This window comes from Cellulomonas sp. Marseille-Q8402, from assembly GCF_965119525.1.
Window position 1 is genome coordinate 1,131,111 of sequence record NZ_CBCPLX010000001.1, and the last position, 19,498, is coordinate 1,150,608.

19 protein-coding genes are annotated in these 19,498 nt (G+C 75.8%); 2 read left to right on the forward strand and 17 right to left on the reverse strand.

Annotation, left to right across the window (positions count from 1 at the left end; genetic code table 11):
* Nucleotides 1-91 precede the first annotated feature (91 nt).
* Together ACWPWW_RS05145 and ACWPWW_RS05150 are read right to left on the reverse strand one after the other, a co-directional pair.
* Entirely contained in the window at nt 92-916 is an 825-nt protein-coding gene (locus ACWPWW_RS05145) for a M15 family metallopeptidase (protein ID WP_454049261.1), read from the reverse strand.
* Nucleotides 913-1,722, reverse strand: coding sequence for an endonuclease/exonuclease/phosphatase family protein (locus tag ACWPWW_RS05150; protein ID WP_454050404.1), 810 nt, complete (start codon nt 1,720-1,722; stop codon nt 913-915). The genes ACWPWW_RS05145 and ACWPWW_RS05150 overlap by 4 nt, the downstream gene beginning before the upstream one ends.
* Before the next feature lie 151 nt (nt 1,723-1,873).
* Between ACWPWW_RS05150 and ACWPWW_RS05155 the strand changes: the two genes are divergently transcribed.
* Complete coding sequence (locus ACWPWW_RS05155; protein ID WP_454049262.1) at nt 1,874-3,499, forward strand: endo-1,4-beta-xylanase; 1,626 nt, start codon at nt 1,874-1,876, stop codon at nt 3,497-3,499.
* A 6-nt stretch (nt 3,500-3,505) separates the two neighbouring features.
* Here ACWPWW_RS05155 and ACWPWW_RS05160 read toward each other — a convergent pair whose 3' ends face one another.
* From ACWPWW_RS05160 to ACWPWW_RS05170, 3 genes are all read right to left on the reverse strand, one after another.
* Nucleotides 3,506-5,143 (reverse strand): PP2C family protein-serine/threonine phosphatase, encoded by a 1,638-nt coding sequence (locus ACWPWW_RS05160; RefSeq protein WP_454049263.1) that lies wholly within the window; start codon nt 5,141-5,143, stop codon nt 3,506-3,508.
* Nucleotides 5,144-5,217: 74 nt separating this feature from the next.
* Nucleotides 5,218-5,601, reverse strand: coding sequence for a VOC family protein (locus ACWPWW_RS05165; protein WP_454049264.1), 384 nt, complete (start codon nt 5,599-5,601; stop codon nt 5,218-5,220).
* Between the two features lie 26 nt (nt 5,602-5,627).
* Nucleotides 5,628-6,521 carry an LLM class F420-dependent oxidoreductase gene (locus ACWPWW_RS05170; protein WP_454049265.1) on the reverse strand — a complete coding sequence of 298 codons (894 nt, stop codon included), beginning with the start codon at nt 6,519-6,521 and terminating at the stop codon, nt 5,628-5,630.
* 255 nt (nt 6,522-6,776) lie between these two features.
* Between ACWPWW_RS05170 and ACWPWW_RS05175 the strand changes: the two genes are divergently transcribed.
* Complete coding sequence (locus tag ACWPWW_RS05175) at nt 6,777-7,172, forward strand: helix-turn-helix domain-containing protein (RefSeq protein WP_454049266.1); 396 nt, start codon at nt 6,777-6,779, stop codon at nt 7,170-7,172.
* Nucleotides 7,173-7,281: 109 nt separating this feature from the next.
* On the opposite strand, the gene ACWPWW_RS05180 is transcribed toward ACWPWW_RS05175, so the two are convergent.
* The 12 genes from ACWPWW_RS05180 to ACWPWW_RS05235 all read right to left on the reverse strand — a co-directional run bounded on the left by ACWPWW_RS05180 (nt 7,282) and on the right by ACWPWW_RS05235 (nt 19,129).
* Nucleotides 7,282-7,899, reverse strand: coding sequence for a ClpP family protease (locus ACWPWW_RS05180; RefSeq protein WP_454050405.1), 618 nt, complete (start codon nt 7,897-7,899; stop codon nt 7,282-7,284).
* Complete coding sequence (locus tag ACWPWW_RS05185) at nt 7,899-8,528, reverse strand: ClpP family protease (protein WP_454049267.1); 630 nt, start codon at nt 8,526-8,528, stop codon at nt 7,899-7,901. The genes ACWPWW_RS05180 and ACWPWW_RS05185 overlap by 1 nt, the downstream gene beginning before the upstream one ends.
* Before the next feature lie 114 nt (nt 8,529-8,642).
* On the reverse strand, nt 8,643-9,458 hold the full coding sequence (locus tag ACWPWW_RS05190; RefSeq protein WP_454049268.1) for a PP2C family protein-serine/threonine phosphatase: 816 nt from the start codon (nt 9,456-9,458) through the stop codon (nt 8,643-8,645).
* 101 nt (nt 9,459-9,559) lie between these two features.
* Nucleotides 9,560-10,759: an NAD(P)/FAD-dependent oxidoreductase gene (locus ACWPWW_RS05195; RefSeq protein ID WP_454049269.1), complete on the reverse strand. Its 1,200-nt coding sequence runs from the start codon at nt 10,757-10,759 to the stop codon at nt 9,560-9,562.
* A 77-nt stretch (nt 10,760-10,836) separates the two neighbouring features.
* The gene (locus tag ACWPWW_RS05200) at nt 10,837-11,592 is read right to left on the reverse strand and encodes a hypothetical protein (protein WP_454049270.1); all 756 of its coding nucleotides are present in this window, start codon (nt 11,590-11,592) and stop codon (nt 10,837-10,839) included.
* Nucleotides 11,589-12,800: an amidohydrolase family protein gene (locus tag ACWPWW_RS05205; RefSeq protein ID WP_454049271.1), complete on the reverse strand. Its 1,212-nt coding sequence runs from the start codon at nt 12,798-12,800 to the stop codon at nt 11,589-11,591. Before ACWPWW_RS05205 ends, ACWPWW_RS05200 begins: the two co-directional genes overlap by 4 nt.
* A gap of 31 nt (nt 12,801-12,831) precedes the next feature.
* Nucleotides 12,832-14,031: an alanine racemase gene (locus tag ACWPWW_RS05210; RefSeq protein ID WP_454049272.1), complete on the reverse strand. Its 1,200-nt coding sequence runs from the start codon at nt 14,029-14,031 to the stop codon at nt 12,832-12,834.
* Nucleotides 14,028-15,620 carry an N-acyl-D-amino-acid deacylase family protein gene (locus tag ACWPWW_RS05215; protein ID WP_454049273.1) on the reverse strand — a complete coding sequence of 531 codons (1,593 nt, stop codon included), beginning with the start codon at nt 15,618-15,620 and terminating at the stop codon, nt 14,028-14,030. Before ACWPWW_RS05215 ends, ACWPWW_RS05210 begins: the two co-directional genes overlap by 4 nt.
* Nucleotides 15,617-16,408 carry an ABC transporter permease gene (locus tag ACWPWW_RS05220; RefSeq protein ID WP_454049274.1) on the reverse strand — a complete coding sequence of 264 codons (792 nt, stop codon included), beginning with the start codon at nt 16,406-16,408 and terminating at the stop codon, nt 15,617-15,619. Before ACWPWW_RS05220 ends, ACWPWW_RS05215 begins: the two co-directional genes overlap by 4 nt.
* Entirely contained in the window at nt 16,405-17,190 is a 786-nt protein-coding gene (locus ACWPWW_RS05225; RefSeq protein ID WP_454049275.1) for an ABC transporter permease, read from the reverse strand. The genes ACWPWW_RS05220 and ACWPWW_RS05225 overlap by 4 nt, the downstream gene beginning before the upstream one ends.
* Nucleotides 17,187-18,056, reverse strand: coding sequence for an ABC transporter ATP-binding protein (locus ACWPWW_RS05230; protein WP_454049276.1), 870 nt, complete (start codon nt 18,054-18,056; stop codon nt 17,187-17,189). The genes ACWPWW_RS05225 and ACWPWW_RS05230 overlap by 4 nt, the downstream gene beginning before the upstream one ends.
* The gene (locus ACWPWW_RS05235) at nt 18,053-19,129 is read right to left on the reverse strand and encodes an ABC transporter substrate-binding protein (protein WP_454049277.1); all 1,077 of its coding nucleotides are present in this window, start codon (nt 19,127-19,129) and stop codon (nt 18,053-18,055) included. Before ACWPWW_RS05235 ends, ACWPWW_RS05230 begins: the two co-directional genes overlap by 4 nt.
* Between the last annotated feature and the right edge of the window lie 369 nt (nt 19,130-19,498).

The following is a 19,498-nucleotide window of genomic DNA, read 5'->3' on the forward strand; positions in this document are numbered from 1 at the left end:
CGGTGATGCTCCGTCCGGCGCCCGTCCGACGCCGTCGGACCTCCACCATGCGCCCGGAGACGGGAGACACGCCAGGGACCGTGGTCCCGGTTCAGCGACCGGTGGTGGAGAAGTGCTGGTAGTCCACCGGGGACGACCACGCGCCGCCCCACTGCCAGCCGTGCGCGGCGAACGCACGCACGACGGCGTCGCCCGCGTGCACCACACCGGGCGCGTCCGGGCGCGACGCGTAGGGGCCGCCCTCCGGGGGCAGCACGAGCGAGCCGCGCACGTACGGGTTCTCCACGGGGTTGAGGTCGATCGCGCGGCCGTAGGCGTGCTCCGACCAACCCGTCCCGCGGCTGATGGGCCGGCAGTTGAACGCCGAGGTGTTGTCCGCCGCCATCGAGGCGTCGTCGCTGCCGCCGAAGTCGTCGACCAGGCGCATCGACCGGACGGGGTAGCCGAGGGCGAACAGCTCGCCGAACACCGCGACCACGCTCTCCGCCACGTCCGCGTGCACGACCAGCTCTCCCGTCGCCGCGGCGCCGTCGAAGGTCCGGTACGTCACCGTGACGTAGCGCAGGTCCGCCAGGGGCACCGGGCAGCCCTCGCGCCAGGACGGCGCCATCCGGACCGCCAGCTCCGCGGAGACCGGCGCCACGGTGCCGGCGTAGCCGAGGGCGTAGGCGTCCGCCGCGACGGCGTCGTGGTCCGCCCAGGCGGCGTCGGGGGCGACGACCGCCTCGGCCGCGGGCACGCCGGTGGCGGGCCCGGCGGGGCTGGTCGCGGACGTGGCGCCCCCGACCGCCGGCACGGGGCTGCCGCCGGGCGACGGCGCCGGGTCGTCGGCCGGGGCGCAGGCCGCCACCCCGAGGACGACCGCGACGACCACCGCCGCCGCCGCAGTGCCGCGCAGGCGCAGACGCCGCCTCACGACGTGAGCTCCACGTCGACGACCACCGCGAAGTGGTCGGACGGGTACCGCCCGACCACCGGCTCCGTCCCCGCGAGCCGCGCGCCGGAGGCCAGCACCGCGGCGCGCGGGGTGCCCGGCCGTCCCGGGCGGGCGAGCACGTGGTCGATCCGCTGGTCGATCAGCTCGGTGACCTCCAGGGGCGCCTCGGGCACCACGGAGCTCAGCGTGACGGCCCGCGGGTCGCCGCCGCCGAGCGGCCACAGGTCGGTGAGCTGCCGGGTCAGCGCCGCGAGCTGCGGGCCCGCCGGCGTCGCGTTCAGGTCGCCCAGCACCAGCACCGGCAGGTCGCCGTCGAGCCCCGGGTCCGCCGCGAGGTCGGCGAGCGCCCAGGCCTGGGCCATCCGGTCCTCGTCGTACCGCGGCTCCCACTCCAGCGTGGCGACGAGCACGTGCAGCGGTCCGGCCGGGTGGTCCAGCGTCGCGAGCAGCGCGTGCGCCGGCGGGCCGGGGCGCTGCGACGCCGGCAGCGGCACCGTGCGCGTGGCGACCGGCGGCCAGCGGGACACGAGCGCGACGCCCATCTCGACGCCCGCGAGGTCGGGGTCGTCGGTGTCGCCCGGCACCGGGGGCAGCCCCGTCGGGACGAACACCGCCGACGGCAGCCCGAGGTGGTCGGCCACGAGGTCGGCCTGCGTCGTCGTGCCGTCGCGCCACGTCTCGACCAGCGCCAGCACGTCCGGGCGCACCTCGGCGAGCACCTGGAGGACGGCGGCCTCCCGCTCCCGCCACGCGTCCCCGAAGCGCCACCACACGTTCCACGTCATGGCCCGCACGTCGACCAGCGTAGGGAGCCGACCACCGTCGCGCCTTCCGGGCCGCGGACCAGCGGGGCTGGCGACGGCGCCCCGGGCATGCCTACGGTGGTGCCGCTCCCGCGGGTCCCGCCCGCCCCCGCCCGACCGAAGGACCTCCCGCGTGCGCCGACCCGCCCTGCTGATCGGCGCCGGCGCCCTCGTCCTGGTCCTCGTGCTGGTCGCGGTGCTGGTGCTGGTCACGCGCGACGACGGCTCCCCCGACCCCGCCCCGACCGCGTCCGCGCCGGTCAGCACGCCGCCGCCGGAGGCCATGGTGACGGTGCTGTCCAGCGGGTTCGACGAGGGCGACGAGGGCTGGACCCCCCTGGGCGACGACGTCGAGGTCGCGCAGGCCGAGGACGTCACGCACGCGGGCGCGGGCAGCCTGCTGGTCACCGGCCGGTCGGAGCCGTGGCAGGGCGCGGCCGTCGACCTGTCCGGCGCGGTGTCCCGCGGCCAGGTGCACACCCTGTCCGCATGGGTCCGCCTCGGCGACGGCGCCGACGACGCCGACGTGCAGCTCACCCTCGAGCGGGACCCCGGCGGCGAGGACCCCCTGTACGTGCACGTGGCACGCGGCACGGTGACGTCCGGCGACTGGGTGCACCTCGGCGGCACCGCCGAGATCCCGGAGGGCGACGGCGAGTGGCGGCTGTACGTCGAGACGCCCGAGTCGCTGGCGGACCTCCGCGTCGACGACGTGACGGTCGAGCGCCCCACCCCCGCGGTGCAGACCGACGTGCCGGCGCTCAAGGACGTCGCCGCCGCGCCGGTCGGCGTCGCCGCCGGCCCGCAGGACCTCTCGGGCCGCCCGGCCGACCTGCTGCTGCGGCACTTCGACCAGATCACGCCCGAGAACGCGATGAAGCCGATCACGGTGCAGCCGTCGGAGGGCGAGTTCGACTTCGAGCCGATGGACGAGGTGCTCGACTTCGCCGTCGAGCACGGGCTGACCGTCCACGGGCACACCCTCGTGTGGCACCGGTCGACCCCCGACTGGTTCTTCGAGACGGCCGACGGGCAGCCGCTGACGGACAGCCCCGAGGACCAGGCGCTGCTGCTGGACCGGCTGCGCGCGCACACGCAGGCCGTCGCCGACCACCTCGCCGAGCGGTACGGCGACGCGAACCCGGTGGTGTCGTGGGACGCGGTCAACGAGGCGCTCGACCCGCAGGAGCCGGACGGGCTCCGGCACAGCCGCTGGTACGAGGTGCTCGGCCCGGGCTACGTCGCCGAGGCGTTCCGCATCGCCCGCGAGGTGCTCGGCCCCGACGTCACGCTGTACCTCAACGACTATGACACCGACGCGCCCGACCGCCGCCGCCAGCTGGTGCGCCTGCTGATGGACCTGCAGGCGGCGGGTGCGCCGGTGGACGCCGTCGGGCACCAGATGCACGTCGACATCGACACCGACGTCGACCGGGTCGCCACCACCCTGGACGCGGTCGCCGCGCTCGGGTTCCGGCAGGCGGTCACGGAGCTCGACGTCGCCCTGTCCGACGAGGACGAGCAGCTCGACTCCACCCCGCAGGACCGCCTCGACCGGCAGGGCGCGCAGGTGCAGGAGCTCGTGGCCGCGTTCACCGCCCGGGACCTGGCGTTCGTCAGCGTGTGGGGGCTCTACGACACGCGGTCCTGGCTCCGGGCCTGGCCCGAGGAGCGCCCGTTCGAGGCGCCGCTGCTCTTCGACGACGAGCTGCAGGCGAAGCCCGCGTTCTGGGGCTTCGTCGACGGCGCCGGCGGCTGATGCTCCTCAGCCCTCGCCGTCCGCCTCGCCGGCGGCGCCGGCCTGGTACACGACCAGCGCCACGTCGTCGTCGGCACCGTGCGGGGCGAGCTGGCGCAGCAGGTCGTCCGCCACCGACGCCGTCCGCGCGTCCGCCGGCTGCGCCGCGACCGCGGCGGTGAGGCGCTGCATGCCGATCTGCAGGGACTCGTGCCGCCGCTCGATCAGTCCGTCGGTGTAGACCACCAGGAGGTCCCCGTCGGACAGGCGCACGACCCCCTCGGGCCGCGGCGTCCGCCCGACCGCGAGGGCGGCGCCGCGCGCACCGTCCAGGAGCTCGGCACCGCCGCCCGCGCGCCGGAGCACCGGTGGCAGGTGTCCCGCCGTGGCGTAGGTGAGCGTGTGGTCGACCTCGTCCACCACGGCGCAGAACACCGTCGTGCACTCGGCCCCGGGCAGCGTCCGCGCGAAGCGGTCCAGGCCGGCGAGGACGGCCGCGGGGCTGCGGTCCTCGAGCAGCAGGGCGCGCGTCGCCGCCCGCAGCTGCCCCATCCGCGCCGCCGAGTCGAGCCCGTGCCCGACGCAGTCCCCGACCACGAGCGCCCGCCGGCCGGGCCCGAGCTCGACGAGGTCGTACCAGTCGCCGCCGACGGCCAGGTCCCCGACGGCGGGCACGTAGCGGGCGACGACGCCGGCGATGCTCGACCCCTCGGGCAGGATCGCGGCCTGCAGGGTGTCGCTGACCGCTCGCAGCTGGTCGACCTCGCGGAGGTGCCGGCGCGTGCCGCTCACGGCCTCGCCGACGGCGGTCCCCACCAGCCGGAGGAACGCCCGGTACGGCTCGTCCCACGGCCGCCGGGGACCCGCGGTGAGCACGATCACCCCGGAGGTCGCGACGTCACCGGCCGCGAGCAGCGGCAGGGCCAGCGTCCGGCCGTGCTCCTCCGCCACACCCGTCCGCATGACGCGGTCCACCACACCCGTGGGCAGGACGGGAGCGCTCGACGGCCCCGTGGTCCACACCGGCGCCGGCCGGACGTCGTCCCGCAGGTGCAGCTCGGCCGCGACCACGTCGGGCGAGCCGGCGAGCAGGTCCACCACCGACGTGCCGATCGCGTCCAGGTCGCCGTGGGCGGCGGTCAGCCGCACCGAGAGGTCGCCCAGCAGCGCCATCCGCCGCCGCTCCACCACGCGCTCGGTGGTCTCGGTGGCGATGTCCAGCAGCCCGCGCACGACGTCCGCGGAGTCGCGGATGGGCGAGTACGAGTAGGTGAAGTACGTCTCCTCGTCGAACCCCGAGCGGTGCATCGCGAGGTGCTGGTCGACGGCCCAGGTCGGCGTGCCGTGCTCGACGACCTGGTCGACGGACGGCGCGAGGTCGTCCCAGATCTCCTTCCAGACCTCGCGGAGGGGCGCACCCATGGCCCCCGGGTGCTTGTCCGAGCCGAGCATGTCCCGGTAGCCGTCGTTGTAGATCATCGTGAGCTCGGGCCCCCACGTGACGAGCACCGGGAACCGGGTGGCGAAGCACATCTCCACCGTGACCCGCAGGGCCGTCGGCCACATGCTGGGCGCCCCGAGGGGCGTCGCTGCCCAGTCCACCTCGCGGGCGAGGGCGCCCGTCGCGCTGCCCGCCGTCACACGACGGAACCAGGGTGATCTCACGGGCCGACAGTACGCGTCCGCGGCCCCTCGCGTGCGCGCGCGGGCGCCGGCGTGCTCGCCGGGCACCGGCGTCGTCATCCGTCGCGGTACAGGCAGAACGGGTGGCCCGCCGGGTCCAGCAGGACCCGCAGCGACGCCGGCCCGTCCTGCTCGGGAGCGACCCGCGCGCCCAGCCGCACCGCGTCGGCGACCGCGTCCTCCAGCTCGACCACCTCGACGTCCAGGTGCAGCATCATCTGCTGGCGGCCCGGCTCGGGCGGCCACGCCGGCGCGACGTAGTCGTGGTTGCGCTGCACCGCGAGGTAGGCCACGCCGTCGGGCGCCGCGACGACGGCGTGCTCCGGGTCGTCGCCCACCACCTGCCAGCCGAGCACCTGCGCGTAGAAGGACGCGAGCGCGCCCGGGTCCGGCGCGTCGATCACCACGCCCCACCAGCCACCCTCGGCCCGCCCTCGCATGCGTCCATCCTGGCCGCAGGGCCGGGTCAGCGCGCGCCGAGCTCCGCGACCGGCCCCACGGCGGGAGCCACGTGGTCCCGGATCCAGGCGGCGAGGCCGGTGGCCGGCGGGCGCAGGATGACGGACTCGACGCCGAGGTCCGCGTACGGCCGGGCCGCGGCGACGAAGCCGTCGACGTCCCCGTCCAGCAGCTGGTCGCCGCCCATGAGCAGCGTCACCCGGATCTCCGCCATGTCGCGGCCGACCGCGTCGCAGTGCCCGCGCAGCACGTCGAGCTTGTGCGCGACCTCCTCGGGCGTGGTCTCGAACAGGTTGCAGGCGTCCCCGTACCGGGCGACCAGGCGGAGCGTCTTGCGCTCCCCCGCGCCGCCGACCAGGATCTCGGGTCCCCGGCCCGGGCGGCTGAGCGGCAGCGGGGAGCACAGCGTCTCGGCGAGCTGGTAGTGCGTCCCCGCGAACGGGCCGTCGTCGCCGGGCGTCCACATCTGCCGGCAGATCCGCAGCGTCTCCTCGAGCCGCTCGAACCGCTCCGCGAGCGCCGGGTAGGGCACGCCGAGCGCCCGGTGCTCCTTCTCGTACCAGGCGGCACCGATGCCGAGCGTCGCCCGGCCGGCGGACAGCACGTCCAGCGTGGCGACGATCTTCGCCAGCAGCCCCGGGTGCCGGTAGGTGACGCCCGTGACGAGGGCGCCGAGCTGGACGGTCTCGGTGCGCGCGGCCAGGAACCCGAGCGTCGTGTAGGCCTCGAGCATCGGGTCGCTCGCCGGGAACCCCGCGGGCTCCATCTGGAAGAAGTGGTCCATCACCGACAGCCAGGTCATCCCGGCCTCCTCCGCCGCCTCGGCGGTGTCGGCGAGCTCCTGACGCAGCTGCGCGGGCTCGACGCTGTCGAACCGCATGAGGTGGGCACCGAGGCGCATGGTGGCTCCTGACGTGGGTGGGGGCGGCGGGCCGTCCCCGCCACGTCGGACGATGCCCCTTGGAGCGCGCTCGAAGTCAAGGCCCGGCGCGGGGCTCGCCGGGCTCGGTCCCCTCAGGTGGATGCTCGCGACGGACTCGCCGTGGGCGTGTCGGTCCGGACCGTCCACCCGAGGTGCGTCTGCTGACGGCAGAACGCGCCGCGCCGCCGCGCCGGGGGTCGCGGGGATAGCGTGGCGGGACCCGAGGAGGTCCCCATGCCGCAGCCGCACGCCGCACGGCCCGACGCACCGCCCGTCGCACCGCCCGCCCGTCCGGAGCCGCCGCTGCGGGTGCTGGTCGGGGCCATCCTGCGCCGGCACCGCGAGCGCCAGGGCCGCACCCTGCGCGACGTCGCCGAGGCGGCCCGGGTGTCCGTGCCCTACCTGTCCGAGGTGGAGCGCGGCCGCAAGGAGGCGTCGTCCGAGGTGCTCGGCGCCGTGTGCCGCGCCCTGGGCCTGGGGCTGGTGGACCTGGTCGGCGAGGCGCACGCCGTGCTCGCCCGGGCCGACGGCCGCGTCGTCGTCGACCTGACCGCCCAGCCGGGCTCGGCCACGGTCACCGCGCTCCCGCACCGTGCACCGGCCCGGGCCACGGTCCAGCTCGCCGCCTGACCCTCTCCCCGCCCCACCCCGCCCGCCAGGTGGAGACTCCTGCCCGACACGCGCGGCGTGTCCCGGCAGGAGTCTCCACCTGGCGGCTGGTGGGCGACGGCCGGGCCGGTCAGGCCGCGGTGGCGGGGTCCGCGCGCTTGATCGTCGTCACCACCGTGTCCGCGATCCCGTAGGCCACCGCCTGCTGCGCCGTGAGGACGCGGTCCCGGTCGGTGTCGACGCGCAGCTGCTCCGCCGACCGCCCGGTGTGCTCGGCGAGGATGTCCTCCACCTGCGCCCGGAGCCGGAGGATCTCGGCCGCCTGCAGCTCCAGGTCGGCGGCCGTGCCCTGGCCGCCGCCCGACGGCTGGTGCAGCAGCACCCGCGCGTGCTCAAGCACGTGCCGCTGCCCCGGCGTCCCCGCGGCCAGCAGCACCGCGGCGGCCGACGCCGCCTGCCCGAGGCAGAACGTCGCGACGTCGGGCCGGACGTACCGCATGGTGTCGTAGATGGCGAGCAGCGCCGTCACCGAGCCGCCCGGCGAGTTGATGTAGAGGTGGATCGGCTTGTCGGGGTCGTCGGACTGCAGGTGCAGCAGCTGCGCGATGACGACGTTGGCGACGCCGTCGTCGATCTCGGTGCCGATGAAGATGATCCGGTCGGACAGCAGCCGGGAGAAGACGTCGGACGCGCGCTCCCCGGTCGGCCGCTGCTCGACGACCACCGGCACCGTGTACTGGCCGGCCATCACAGGCCCGCCCGTCGCTGCGCGGCGTCGGGGCGCACGTCGTCCAAGTGCTCCACCACCCGGTCGACGAACCCGTACGCCAGCGCCTCCTGCGCGGTGAACCACCGGTCCCGGTCGGAGTCGCGCTCGATCGTCTCGACGCGCTGGCCGGTGTGCTCCGCGATCAGCTGCTGCATCGTGCGCTTGGTGTGGGCCATGTTCTGCGCCTGGATGGCGATGTCGACCGCGGTGCCGCCGATGCCGCCCGACGGCTGGTGCATGAGCACCCGGGCGTGGGCCATGACGTTCCGCTTGCCCGGCGTGCCGGCGCTGAGCAGGAACTGGCCGGCGCTCGCCGCGAGCCCCATCGCCAGGGTCGCGACGTCGTTCGGGATGAGGCGCATGGTGTCGTACATGGCCATGGCCGCGGTGACCGACCCGCCCGGCGAGTTGATGTAGAGCGCGATGTCGCGGCGCGGGTCCTCGGCGGACAGGAGCAGCAGCTGCGCGCACACGCGGTTGGCCACCGCGTCGTCGACCTCCTGGCCGAGCACGATGATCCGCTGGTGCAGCAGCCGGGCGGCGAGGTCGTCGTCGAACGCCCGGACGGGTGGCGCCTCGGTGCGCGCGGTCGGGTGGGTGCTGTGCACGGGGTCCTCCAGGTGATCGGGTCCTCGCACGCTCGCACGCCGTGCCCGCGGCGGGGCCCCGGGTCTGCCGGGGGCAGATCTGCCCCGGGCAGACGCACCGCTCGGGCGGACCGCTCAGGCGGACCGGTCGAGCACCTGCGCGAGCGCCTCGTCGGCCGCCGACCCGGCCAGCCGCGCCCCGTCCCCCGCGCGCACGCCCGCGGCGGGCACGACGTCGGCGACGACGACGCTCACGTTGTCCCACGCGTCGGCCGCCAGCGCCGCCTCGACCAGGGCGTCCGCCACGACCTCCGGCCCGCCCGCGCCGCCGAGCAGCTCGAGCACGCGCTCCTCGCCGACGTAGTCCGTCAGCCCGTCCGTGGCCATCAGCCACCGGTCCCCCGGCCGGGTGTCGACGGCGAGCACCGTGACGTGCGCGGGGTCCGCGGCGTCCCCGGCCAGGCAGTGCAGGATCACGTTCCGCCGCGGGTGGTGCGGCGCGTCGGCGGCGTCGATCACCCCGGCCTCGAGCAGCAGCTGGACCAGGGAGTCGTCCCGGGTGACCCGCCGCGCCTCCCCGTCGCGCCAGAGGTACGCGCGGGAGTCGCCGATGTGCACGACCCGCGCCGCCTCGCCCGCGCAGAACACGCCGGTGAACGTGGTGGCCATGCCCTCCAGGTCCGGCTCGCTGCGCACCCGCCGCGCCAGGTCGGCGTTCGCGTCCGCGACCGCGGCCCGCAGGTCCGCGCCGGTGAGCTCGGGCGTCCGCGCGGCCGCGAGCGCCGACGCGAGCCGGTGCGCCACGGTGCCGGACGCGACGTCGCCACCCGCGTGGCCGCCCACGCCGTCGGCGACGAACGCGTACCCGGCGGCGGCACCCGCGGCGTCCTGGTTGCTCGCCCGGTGGGCGCCCGCGACGGAGCGCACGGCGGTGACGAGCGACAGCGGCATGACGGCACCTCCAGGGGGTCGGGCACCTCGTGACCCCACGATGCCACGAACGGGCGATCCCGGCTGATCGCCCGGACGGGGGACGTGCGGCCCGCCGGGCCTCAGCCGATCAGGCCCCGCAGCGCCTCCGGGGACACGTCCCGCTGCGTCGCGATCACCTCGCGCGCGCGGTCGGTCGCGTCCCACACGTTCCACAGCAGCACGCCGGCGACGGCGTCCCCGTCCTCGGAGAGGTAGTAGACGACGCCCTCCGCGAACCCCTCGCCGTGCCAGTCCTCCACCGTCGCGAGCGAGGCGGACAGCCGGCCGACCGCCTCGTACCCGTACTCGAACAGGTCCGAGTAGAAGAACGGCGTGTGCGTGTGCGGCTCCCCCGCGCCGGCCAGGTTCCGACCCGCCTGGCGGCCCGTCGTCGTGGCGTTGTCGACGTGCTCGACGCGGCGGCGGCCGAGGATCCGGTCGGGGTACTGCGCGGCGTCGCCGGCCGCCCAGACGTGCGGGTCGGACGTGCGCAGCTGCTCGTCGACCACGATGCCGTCGTCGACCTCGAGGCCGGCGGCCCCGGCCAGGCCGGTCTCGATCACGAGGCCGGAACCGACGACCACGCCGTCGGCCGTGATCTCCCGCCCGTCGTCGAGCACGACGGTCACCCCGTCCGCCTCCGAGGTCGCCGAGGTCACCCGGGCGCCGCGGACCAGGGTCACCCCGGCGTCCGCGTACCGCTGCTCGACGTGGGCGGCGAGCGCAGCCGGGAAGGTCGCGCCGGTCAGCGTGTCCTGCGGGAACACCAGAGTGACCCGGGTGTCGTGCTGCACCAGCGCCGCGGCGAGCTCCGTGCCGATGTACCCGCCGCCGACCACGACGACGTGCCGGCCGCCGCCCGCGAGGTCGCGCAGCCGCTCGTAGTCGCGGACGGTGCGGAAGTAGATCACCCGCCCCGAGTCCTCGACGCCGGCGACCGGGCGCGGGTGCCCGCTGGTCGCGAGGAGCAGCCCGCCGTAGCCGACCGTGATGTCGGCGTCGGTGGTCACCGTCCGCGCGGCGGTGTCGACCGCGATCACCGACTCGCCGAGCAGCAGCTCGGCGCCGGTGTCCTCGGCGGTCGGCAGCCAGACCTGGTCGAAGGTGAACTCCGGGTCGTTCCACAGCGCCTTGGTCAGCGCCGGACGGGTCACCGGGGCGGTCGGCTCCCGCCCGATCACCAGGATGCTCCCCGTCGGGTCGACCTCCCGGATGCCGTGCGCGGCGGCGTCCCCCGCCATGCCGGCCCCGATGATCACGTAGTCGTAGCGGTCCTGCACCGTGCGCCTCCCGGGTTCGCGTCCGTCCTGCTCAGCCTGGCGCGACGGCCCGCCGGCCGCCACCCCCGCGGGACGGCTCACGGCAGGGGCGTCACCGTCCACGACCCGCGGGTCCCGAGCACGACGACGCCCGGCATCCGCACGTCGACCCGCTCGCTGAACGGGACGTCGTCGCCGAGCGCCAGGGTCTGCGGCCCGCCCGACCCGGTCAGCTCCACGCCGGACACGACGCGGGCGAGCATCGCGTCGTCCGCGTCGGCCGGCGCGTAGTCGAGCCGGATCGCGCTCGCGTCGTCGCCGAGCAGGAGCACGGTGGCGCCGGTGCCCTGCTGGACTCCCGTCGCCACCGGCAGGTCGTTCCAGCTCTGCAGCTGCAGCGTCCACGGGCCCTGCGTGCGCACGACGAGCTCCTGCTGGGGTGCCGAGCCCGCGACGACGTCCACCAGGTACGAGCCGGTGAGCGGCGCCGGCCCCTCGCCCCAGGCCGACCCCCGCCCCTCGGCGGACAGGACGACGTGGCCGGTGCAGGCCGAGCAGTCCAGGTGCGCGACGACGCCGAAGTCGCCGTCCCGCGTGAGGGCGACGACCGCGTCCCCCTCGCCGGACACCGCCGCGGGGACGCCCTCGGCGACCGTGCCCGCCTCGAGCCGCTGCGCCGGGAGCGGCTCCTCGGCCGGGGCCGGCGTGGTGGCGGTGGTCGGCTCCGCCCCGGGGGCGGGCGCCGCGGCGGGCGTCCGCGCCGGCTTCGGTCCGGGGTCCGCGCCGCACGCGGCCAGCCCCAGCACCAGCAGGACGAGCAGGGCGGCGCGCGAGCGCGTCAGCAGCGGGTTCACCCCGGTAGCGTGCCCGCGACGACGACGCCCCGCGACACGACGGCCACGATGTTCTCCACCCGCAGCGCGTCCACGTCCTCCCACGGACGACCGCGCAGCACCACGAAGTCGCTGCCGAGCCCCGGGCGCAGCCGGCCCGTGACCGACCCCATCCGGATCGCGTCGGCGGCGTCGGAGGTGGCCGCGGCGAGCGCGCGCGCCGGCGTCCAGCCGAACATCGCCGCCATCAGCCGCACCTCCTCCATCTGGTCGCCGAACCCGACGAACTGCCCGGACGCGTCGGTGCCGAGCACGAACCGCACGCCGGCCTCGGCGGCGCGCGCGAACCCGGCGTCGCGCAGGGCGACGACGTCGCGGGCCTTGGCCTGCGCCTCGGCGGACACCGGCCGGCGGCCCTCGGCGATGATGTCGTTGATCAGCAGGGTCGGGGCGACGGGCAGGTCCCGCTCGACGAGCGTGGCCAGGTGGCGCTCGAGGATGGCCGTGCCGTGCTCGATGGAGTCGACCCCCTCCTCCAGCGCGATGTCGAGCCCGTCGGCGCTGTGCGTGTGCGCGGCGACCAGCATGCCGAGCGCGTGCGCCTCGTCGACGGTGGTGCGGATCTCCTCGCGGGTCTGGTTGCGCCAGCCCACCTTGTCCCCCATGGAGAGCACGCCGCCGGAGGTGTAGATCTTCACGCCGGCCGCGCCGGACCGCGCCCACACGCGCACCAGCTTGCGGCACTCGTCCGGGCTGTCGGCGGTCGGCGGGCGGTGCGGGTAGTGCGGCGGGACGAACAGGTCGCCGTGCCCCGCGGTCATGCCGACCTGGCCGTGGGACAGCAGCCGCGGGCCGGTCAGCACCCCGGCGTCGAACGCGCGGCCGACGGCCAGCTGGATCGAGTCGGCGGCGAGGTCGCGCAGGGTGGTGACGCCGGCGCGGGCGCAGCGCAGGGCGTTCGCGGCGAGGTGCAGCGACCGCTCCTCGGGCGGGGTGAGGATCGGCCACGCGGAGGGGTCGGCCGCCGGGGCGCCGGCCGGGTACCCGAGGTGCACGTGCGTGTCGACCAGACCGGGGACGACGCTGAGGTCGGCGTGCCGGGCGGGAGCCTCCTCGACGGCGAGGATGCGGTCGCCGGACCACGTCAGCCGGGCGGGTCCGACCTCGTGCTCGCCGTCCCAGAGCGGGATGCCGTCGAGGAGCTGCTCGGGGGCTGCGGTGGTGGTCATGCGGTGGTCCTTCGCGTGGTGAGGTGCAGGGCTACAGGCGCGGGGTGATCTCGCCGACGACCCGGTCGTCCGGGTCGACCAGCGGGAGGTGCCGCCAGCGGTCGAACGCGCCGCAGGGGTGGCTGATGCCGAGGCGCAGCACCGTGCCCGGCGGCACGCTCCGGCCCGTCCCGGCGGGCACCCGGACGAAGGCGTGGTGGTCGTTGACGCCGGTGACCTCCCAGGCGGACACGTCGAGGTCGGAGGCCACGGCACCGAGCACGACGGGCAGCCGGTCGTCGGTCGGCACCTCGCGACGGCCGAACCCGACGACGACCCGGTCGTCCTCCGGCGCGGACAGCACGGACGCGCGCAGCTCGAACGCCGGGCGCAGCGTGGCGTCCCCGCGGTCGGCGCCGAGCGGGGAGGTGCGGCGGTAGACGCCGTGGTCGTGGGTGACGTAGCAGCCGGACCGCAGCACCGTGGTGACGGGCCGGTCCCACATGGCCGGGCCGAGCTCGCGGACGACCAGGTCGAAGTACGACGACCCGCCGGCGGTGACGACGGGCACCCCGGCGACCAGCCCCTCCTCGGTGACGGCGGCGACCAGCGCACGGACGCGGGCCAGCAGGTCGACGGCGCCGCGCGGCGAGCCCGGGTCGTCGGTCGGCGGCATCAGGCCCTCGAAGGCCGCGACGCCCGCCAGCCGCACGTGCGGGCTCGCCGCCACCCGCCGGGCGAGGGCCAGCGCCGCGACGTCGTCCCGGATCCCGGTGCGCCCGCCCGGGAACCCGAGCTCGAGCAGCAGCGGCAGCGGGCGGGCCGGCGCGTGCCGCGCCAGCTCGTCCAGCAGCAGGTCCAGGCCGGGCTCGCTGTCGACGTAGCAGAGGTACTCGGTGGCCGAGTCCGCGCGCAGCAGGTGCGTGGCGACCCACGCGATCGCGGGCCGGTCGACCAGGACGTTGGCGTGCAGCACCCGCCGGACGCCCCAGTCGGCGAGCGTGCGCGCCTGCGCCGTCGTGGCCGCGGTGAACCCCCACGCCCCGGCGGCGGACTGCCGCCGCACCAGGTCGCGGGACATGTGCGTCTTGGCGTGCGGGGCCAGCTGGACGCCGGCGGTGCGGCACCAGTCGGCCATCACGCGGACGTTGTGGTCGATCGCCGCGTCGTGCAGCAGCATCACCGGCAGCTCCAGGTCGGCGGTGTCGGGCGTCGCGCCCGCGCCGGCTCCCGCGGCGTGCCGCCCGCTCACTCCGGCCGCCCCGCCCGCAGCACGCGCCCGGCGCGCGCCCCCGTGAACTCGCCGTCGTCGACGACGACCTCGCCGGCGAGCACGGTCCAGCGCACGCCGTCGGGCCGGACCCACGGCGCCTGCGGGGTCCCGGCGTGCCCCACGGTGGCGGGGTCGAGCACGGCGAGGTCCGCGACCGCCCCCGGGACGAGCCGGCCGCGGCCGGGCAGGCCCAGCGCGTCGGCGGTGAGCGAGGTCATCTTGCGGACCGCCTCCGGGAGGTCGAGGACGTGGTGGTCGCGCACGTACGGGCCGAGCACGGTCGGGAAGCAGCCCCAGCCCCGCTGGTGCGCGTTGCCGACGGGGACGGAGTTGTCCGAGCCGATCGCGATCAGCGGGTCCGCGAGGACCGCGCGGACGTCGGCGTCGGCCATCAGCTCGTAGACCATCATCGCGCCGGGGTCGGCGAGCACCAGGTCGCACAGGGCGTCCCACGGGTCCTGGCCGCGCCCGGCGGCGACCTCGGCCACGCTGCGGCCGAGCAGCGACGCGTCGGCGTGCATGCTGAGCAGCACGCCGGCCGGCGTGGTCTGCGTCCAGGCGCCGGCACCCGGCCCGCCGGCCAGCGCGCGGGCCGCCAGGGCGCCGCGGACCGCCGGGTCGGACAGCCGGCGCACCAGCTCGGTCCGCCCGCCGACCTGGGCCTCCGCAGGCAGCAGCGCGGTGAGGAACGACTCGCCGGTCGTGTACGGGTACGCGTCGCCGTGCACCTCGATCCCCTCGGCCCGCGCGACGCGCAGGGCGGCGAGCAGCTCCCCGGCCCGGCCGTGGTTGCGGCGCCCGGCGGCCTTGCAGTGCGACACCTGGACGCGCACGCCGGTGCGGCGGGCCACGTCGAAGGTCTCGGCGAGCGAGGCGGCCAGGCCGTCGCCCTCGTCGCGCATGTGCGTCGCGTACGGCCGGCCCCACCGCGCCGCCACCGCGGCGAGCGCGGCGACCTCGTCGGTGCCGGCGTACACGCCCGGGGCGTAGATCAGACCGGTGGACAGCCCGAACGCCCCCTCGGCGAACGCGGCCTCGGCCAGCTCGACCATCCGCTCCAGCGCGCCGGGCGCCAGCGCCTCGGCCATGCCGTTGGCGCTGATCCGCAGGGTGCTGTGCCCGACCAGCGACGCCACGTGGTTGGTCGGCCCGTGCGCCTCGACGGCGTCCAGGTACTCCCCGAACGTCCGCGGCCACGACCCGACCCCGGCGGCCACGGTGCTGGAGATCGGCCGGTGCAGGTCCACGGCGCGGTCGTCGACGAGCGGTGCCGCCGAGTTGCCGCAGTTGCCGACGACCTCGGTGGTCACGCCCTGCAGCACCTTGAACGGCTGCGGGTCGGCCATGAACGGCACGACGTCGGAGTGCGTGTGCGCGTCGATGAACCCCGGGGTGACGGTCAGCCCGTCGACGTCGAGCACCCGGACGCCCGCGGGGACGTCCAGGTCCGGCCCGACGGCGAGGACCCGGTCCCCCGCGACGACGACGTCGGCGCGCACCGCCGGCGCGCCGGTGCCGTCGAGCACCGACCCGCCGCGCAGCACGAGCGTCGCCCCGGGGCGGGTCACGACAGCTGCCCGATCCGCTCCTGGACGAGCGTGTCCACGATGCTGACCACGGCGTACACGGCCATGGTCATCGCGGCGACCGTGATGGCCGAGGCCCACATGGCGTCGTAGCCGAAGGACCCCGCCGCGCGGGAGATCGCGCCGCCCAGGCCCTGGCCGGTGGACAGCCACTCGGCGATCATCGCGCCGGTCACCGCGGAGGGGACGGCGATGCGCGCGGAAGCCAGGGTGGAGGGCACCGCAGCGGGCAGCGCGACCTTCCGCAGCACCGTCCAGGACGAGCCGCCGTACGCGAGCACCAGGTCCCGGTGCTCGCCGGAGACGCTGCGCAGCCCGTACAGGATGTTGGCCAGGGCGGGCAGGAACACCACGATGATCACGATCGCCGTCACACCGGTCTGGCCGATGCCGAAGATCAGGGTGATCAGGGGGGTCAGCACCACCAGCGGGATGGACCGCAGCACCATCGCGGTCGGCATCACGATCCGCTCGAGCACGGGCGACACCGCGAACACCACGGCCAGCGCGAACGCCGCCGCCAGGCCCACGAGGTAGCCGATGCCCGCGTCCCGCACCGTGACGGCCAGGTCGGCGGCGATGGTCGCGCGGTGCTCCGCGGCGCCGTCGGCGGTGAACACGTACTCGGCCACGTCCCACGGGCGCTTGCCGATGAGGGGGCTGACGTCGAACACCGCCAGCACGGCCACCCACACGGCCAGCGCCACGACGACGGCCAGCGCGAGCGTGCCCACCCGGCGGACGACGAACGCCCCCGTGCCGCCGCTCATGCGCGTCGCTCCTTCGCCCAGGGGGTGAGGACCCGGCCGACCAGGCCGACGAGGCCGTAGCCCGCCAGCGAGAGCAGACCGGCCAGGATGCTCATGCCCCACACGCGGTCGGGCTGGATCTGGCGCTGCGCCGCGTTGAGCGCGACGCCGATCCCGGAGTCGATGCCACCGAGGTACTCCCCGACGACGGCGCCGAGCAGCGCTGCCGGGACCGCCACCTGCAGGGCGGTGACGATCGCCGGCAGCGCCGACATGAGCTGGACCTTGCGGATCCGGGTCCACCGGCCGCCGCCGTACGCGGCCACGAGGTCCAGCGAGCTGCGGCCGGCGGAGCGCATCCCGAGGATGGCGCCGACCAGCGTGGTGAAGAACACGAGCAGGGCGCCGAGGAAGATCGCCGCGGCGCGGCCGCCGAAGATCACCATCACGATCGGGCCGATCGCGACGACCGGCAAGCAGGAGCTGATCACGCCGAGCTGGGTGATCACGTCCTCCAGCCGCGGCACGACGAGCACGACGGCCGCGAGCGCGAGGCCCGCCAGGTTGCCCCAGAGGTAGCCCTGCGCGGCGCGGGCGAGCGTCGGGGTGACGTTGGGGCCGTAGTACGACCAGCCGTCCTGGACCGCCGAGCGGGCGACGTCGACCGGGGACGGGAACGACGTGCTGTTCTCCAGGTTCGCGGTCATCGCCCACCAGAGGGCGATCAGCAGCACGATGCCCACGGTGCCGCCGACCCACGGGCGGGTCAGGGCGCCGCGGAACCGCGCGAGGGCGTCGCTCACGCGTCGGCCGTCCCGGCGGCGGCGCCCTCGCGCGCGAACAGGAGCCCGGACAGGTGGTCGACGACCTCGTGGAACTCCTTCGTGCGCATCATCTCCGGCGTGCGGGGGCGCTCGAACGGGATCTCGACGATCTCGACGATCCGGCCCGGCCGCGCCGACATCACGGCGACGTGGTCGGACAGCAGCGCGGCCTCGGCGATGCCGTGCGTGACCATCAGCGTGGTCGCGGACCGCTCGGTCCAGATGCGCTGCAGCTCGAAGTTCAGCCGCTGGCGGGTCATGTCGTCGAGCGCGCCGAACGGCTCGTCCAGCAGCAGGAAGTCCGGGCGCACGGCGAGCGCGCGGGCGATCGAGGCACGCTGGCGCATGCCGCCGGACAGGTGCGCGGGGCGGCTCTTCTCGAAGCCGGTCAGCCCGACCAGCTCGATGAGCTCGTCGACGATGCCGTCGTCCTTGCGGCCCTGGATCTCCAGCGGCAGCCGGATGTTCTTCTGCACGCTGCGCCACGGCAGCAGCGCGGGGTCCTGGAACGCGATGCCCATGCCCTCGGCGCGCTTGCCCGGCGCCACCGGGGTGCCGTTCACGGCGACGGTGCCGGCCGTCGGCGTCTCGAGCCCGGCGAGGATGCGCAGGATCGTCGACTTGCCGCAGCCGGACGGGCCGAGCAGCGACAGGAACGACCCGCGCGGGGTCGACAGGCTCACGTCCTCCAGCGCGGTCACCGTGCGGCGGCCGGACCGGAACTCCTTGTGCAGGCCGGTGATCTCGATGCCCGGGGCGGCCGCGGCCGACGTGGGCACGCCCGCCCCCGCGGCCGAGGGGGCCGGCATCGCGGGGGCGGGCGTGGACTGGGGGGACTGCGTCACGAGAGCAGGTCCGGGTTCTCGGCGTACACCTCGTCGAGCAGCGAGAGGTCGAACAGCTCGTCGGCCGTGATGTCGATGCCCGCGAAGCCGAGGGAGGCGATGGTGCCCTCCTGCAGCTCCTCGCTGATCGTGAGCAGGCCGCTCGCGGCGGTCTCGTCCGTCTCGATGAGCGTCGCCTGGCGGTCGAACGACAGCGTGATGGCGTCGGCGTCGTACTGCTGGTCCTTGCCGTACTCGTTCACGGTGAGGTCCACGGCGCGCGCCGGGTCGTCCAGCGCGGCGCGCCAGCCCTCGGCGGTCGCGAGCAGGAACGCCTTGACCTGCTCCGGCTGCTCGTCGATGGCCTGCTGCGACGTGACGACGACCTCGCCGACCATCGGCAGGCCCTCGTCGGCCAGGAGGAACTCCGTGGCGGCGAAGCCGGCGTTCTCCAGCGCGGCGGCACCGGTGGTGGTGTAGCCGATGAAGCCGTCGACCTGGCCCGTGGTCAGCATCGACGTGTCGGACAGCGGCACGGTCGTGAGGCTGGCCGGGTCGATGTCGTTCGCGGCGAGGAACGCGTTCCACACGAGCGTGTTGGAGTCGGAGACCGCGATGGTCTTGCCCGCCAGGTCGTCCGGGCCCTCGACCGGCGCGGAGGCGGCCGACACGAGCGCGAACGGGTTGAGCTGGTACGTCGCCCCGACGATCTTCAGCTCCGCGCCCCCCTGGATCGCGGGCGCCGTGATCAGCGGCGAGGACAGGCCGGCGAACGCCTGGCCGGTGGCGACGGCCGCCTCCGCGCTGGTGGCGGACGAGCCGCCCGCGGTCAGCGTGACGCCCGGGAAGCCCGCGTCGGTGTAGAGCCCGTCCTCGACGGCGAGGTACTCGCCGGCGAACTGCTGGTTCTTCAGCCACGACAGCTGGACGCTGATCTCGTCGAAGGACTCCGCACCCGCGCTGGCGCCGTCGCCGGAGCCGGCGGTGTCGTCCGAGCCCGAGCAGGCGGACAGGAGCAGGCCGGCAGCGGCCACGGCGGCGGTCAGGCCGGCGAACCGGCGCCCGGGGCGCGGGCTCGTGAAGGTGCGGGTCACGTCAACCTCGATCACGTCGTGCGGCCACCCGGGCATCGGGTGGCCGCGGTGCCAGGGGGAGGAGCCGCCGGGGCGACCCGGCGACGTGCTCCATCAGACAGGTCCGGCCGAGGTCGTCGCCATGTGGGATCCTCCGAACTCCCCCGCCCTCAGCGGTGCAGACCGTTGTGCGACCGCACCGTCGCGACACACGCCGGACACACCGGGAGCCCGCGGCGGAGCCGCTCCGGCGGATCGCCCAGCGCGGGGCGCACCGGCCCCCGCACGTCGTTGGTGGATCGCACGAGGCAGCAGGCCAGGGCCCTGTGGTTGGCTTCCGGACAAGCGTGGGCGAGTCCTGCGACACCCCTCCAGACGACCGGGAGCAAG

Excerpts from the sequence above, each read along its gene's own strand:
- ACWPWW_RS05150 (WP_454050404.1), bottom strand. The coding sequence starts at position 1,722 with ATGACGTGGAACGTGTGGTGGCGCTTCGGGGACGCGTGGCGGGAGCGG.
- ACWPWW_RS05165 (WP_454049264.1), bottom strand. The coding sequence starts at position 5,601 with ATGCGAGGGCGGGCCGAGGGTGGCTGGTGGGGCGTGGTGATCGACGCG.
- ACWPWW_RS05170 (WP_454049265.1), bottom strand. The coding sequence starts at position 6,521 with ATGCGCCTCGGTGCCCACCTCATGCGGTTCGACAGCGTCGAGCCCGCG.
- ACWPWW_RS05205 (WP_454049271.1), bottom strand. The coding sequence starts at position 12,800 with ATGACCACCACCGCAGCCCCCGAGCAGCTCCTCGACGGCATCCCGCTC.
- ACWPWW_RS05180 (WP_454050405.1), bottom strand. The coding sequence starts at position 7,899 with ATGGCCGGCCAGTACACGGTGCCGGTGGTCGTCGAGCAGCGGCCGACC.
- ACWPWW_RS05220 (WP_454049274.1), bottom strand. The coding sequence starts at position 16,408 with ATGAGCGGCGGCACGGGGGCGTTCGTCGTCCGCCGGGTGGGCACGCTC.
- ACWPWW_RS05175 (WP_454049266.1), top strand. The coding sequence starts at position 6,777 with ATGCCGCAGCCGCACGCCGCACGGCCCGACGCACCGCCCGTCGCACCG.
- ACWPWW_RS05190 (WP_454049268.1), bottom strand. The coding sequence starts at position 9,458 with ATGCCGCTGTCGCTCGTCACCGCCGTGCGCTCCGTCGCGGGCGCCCAC.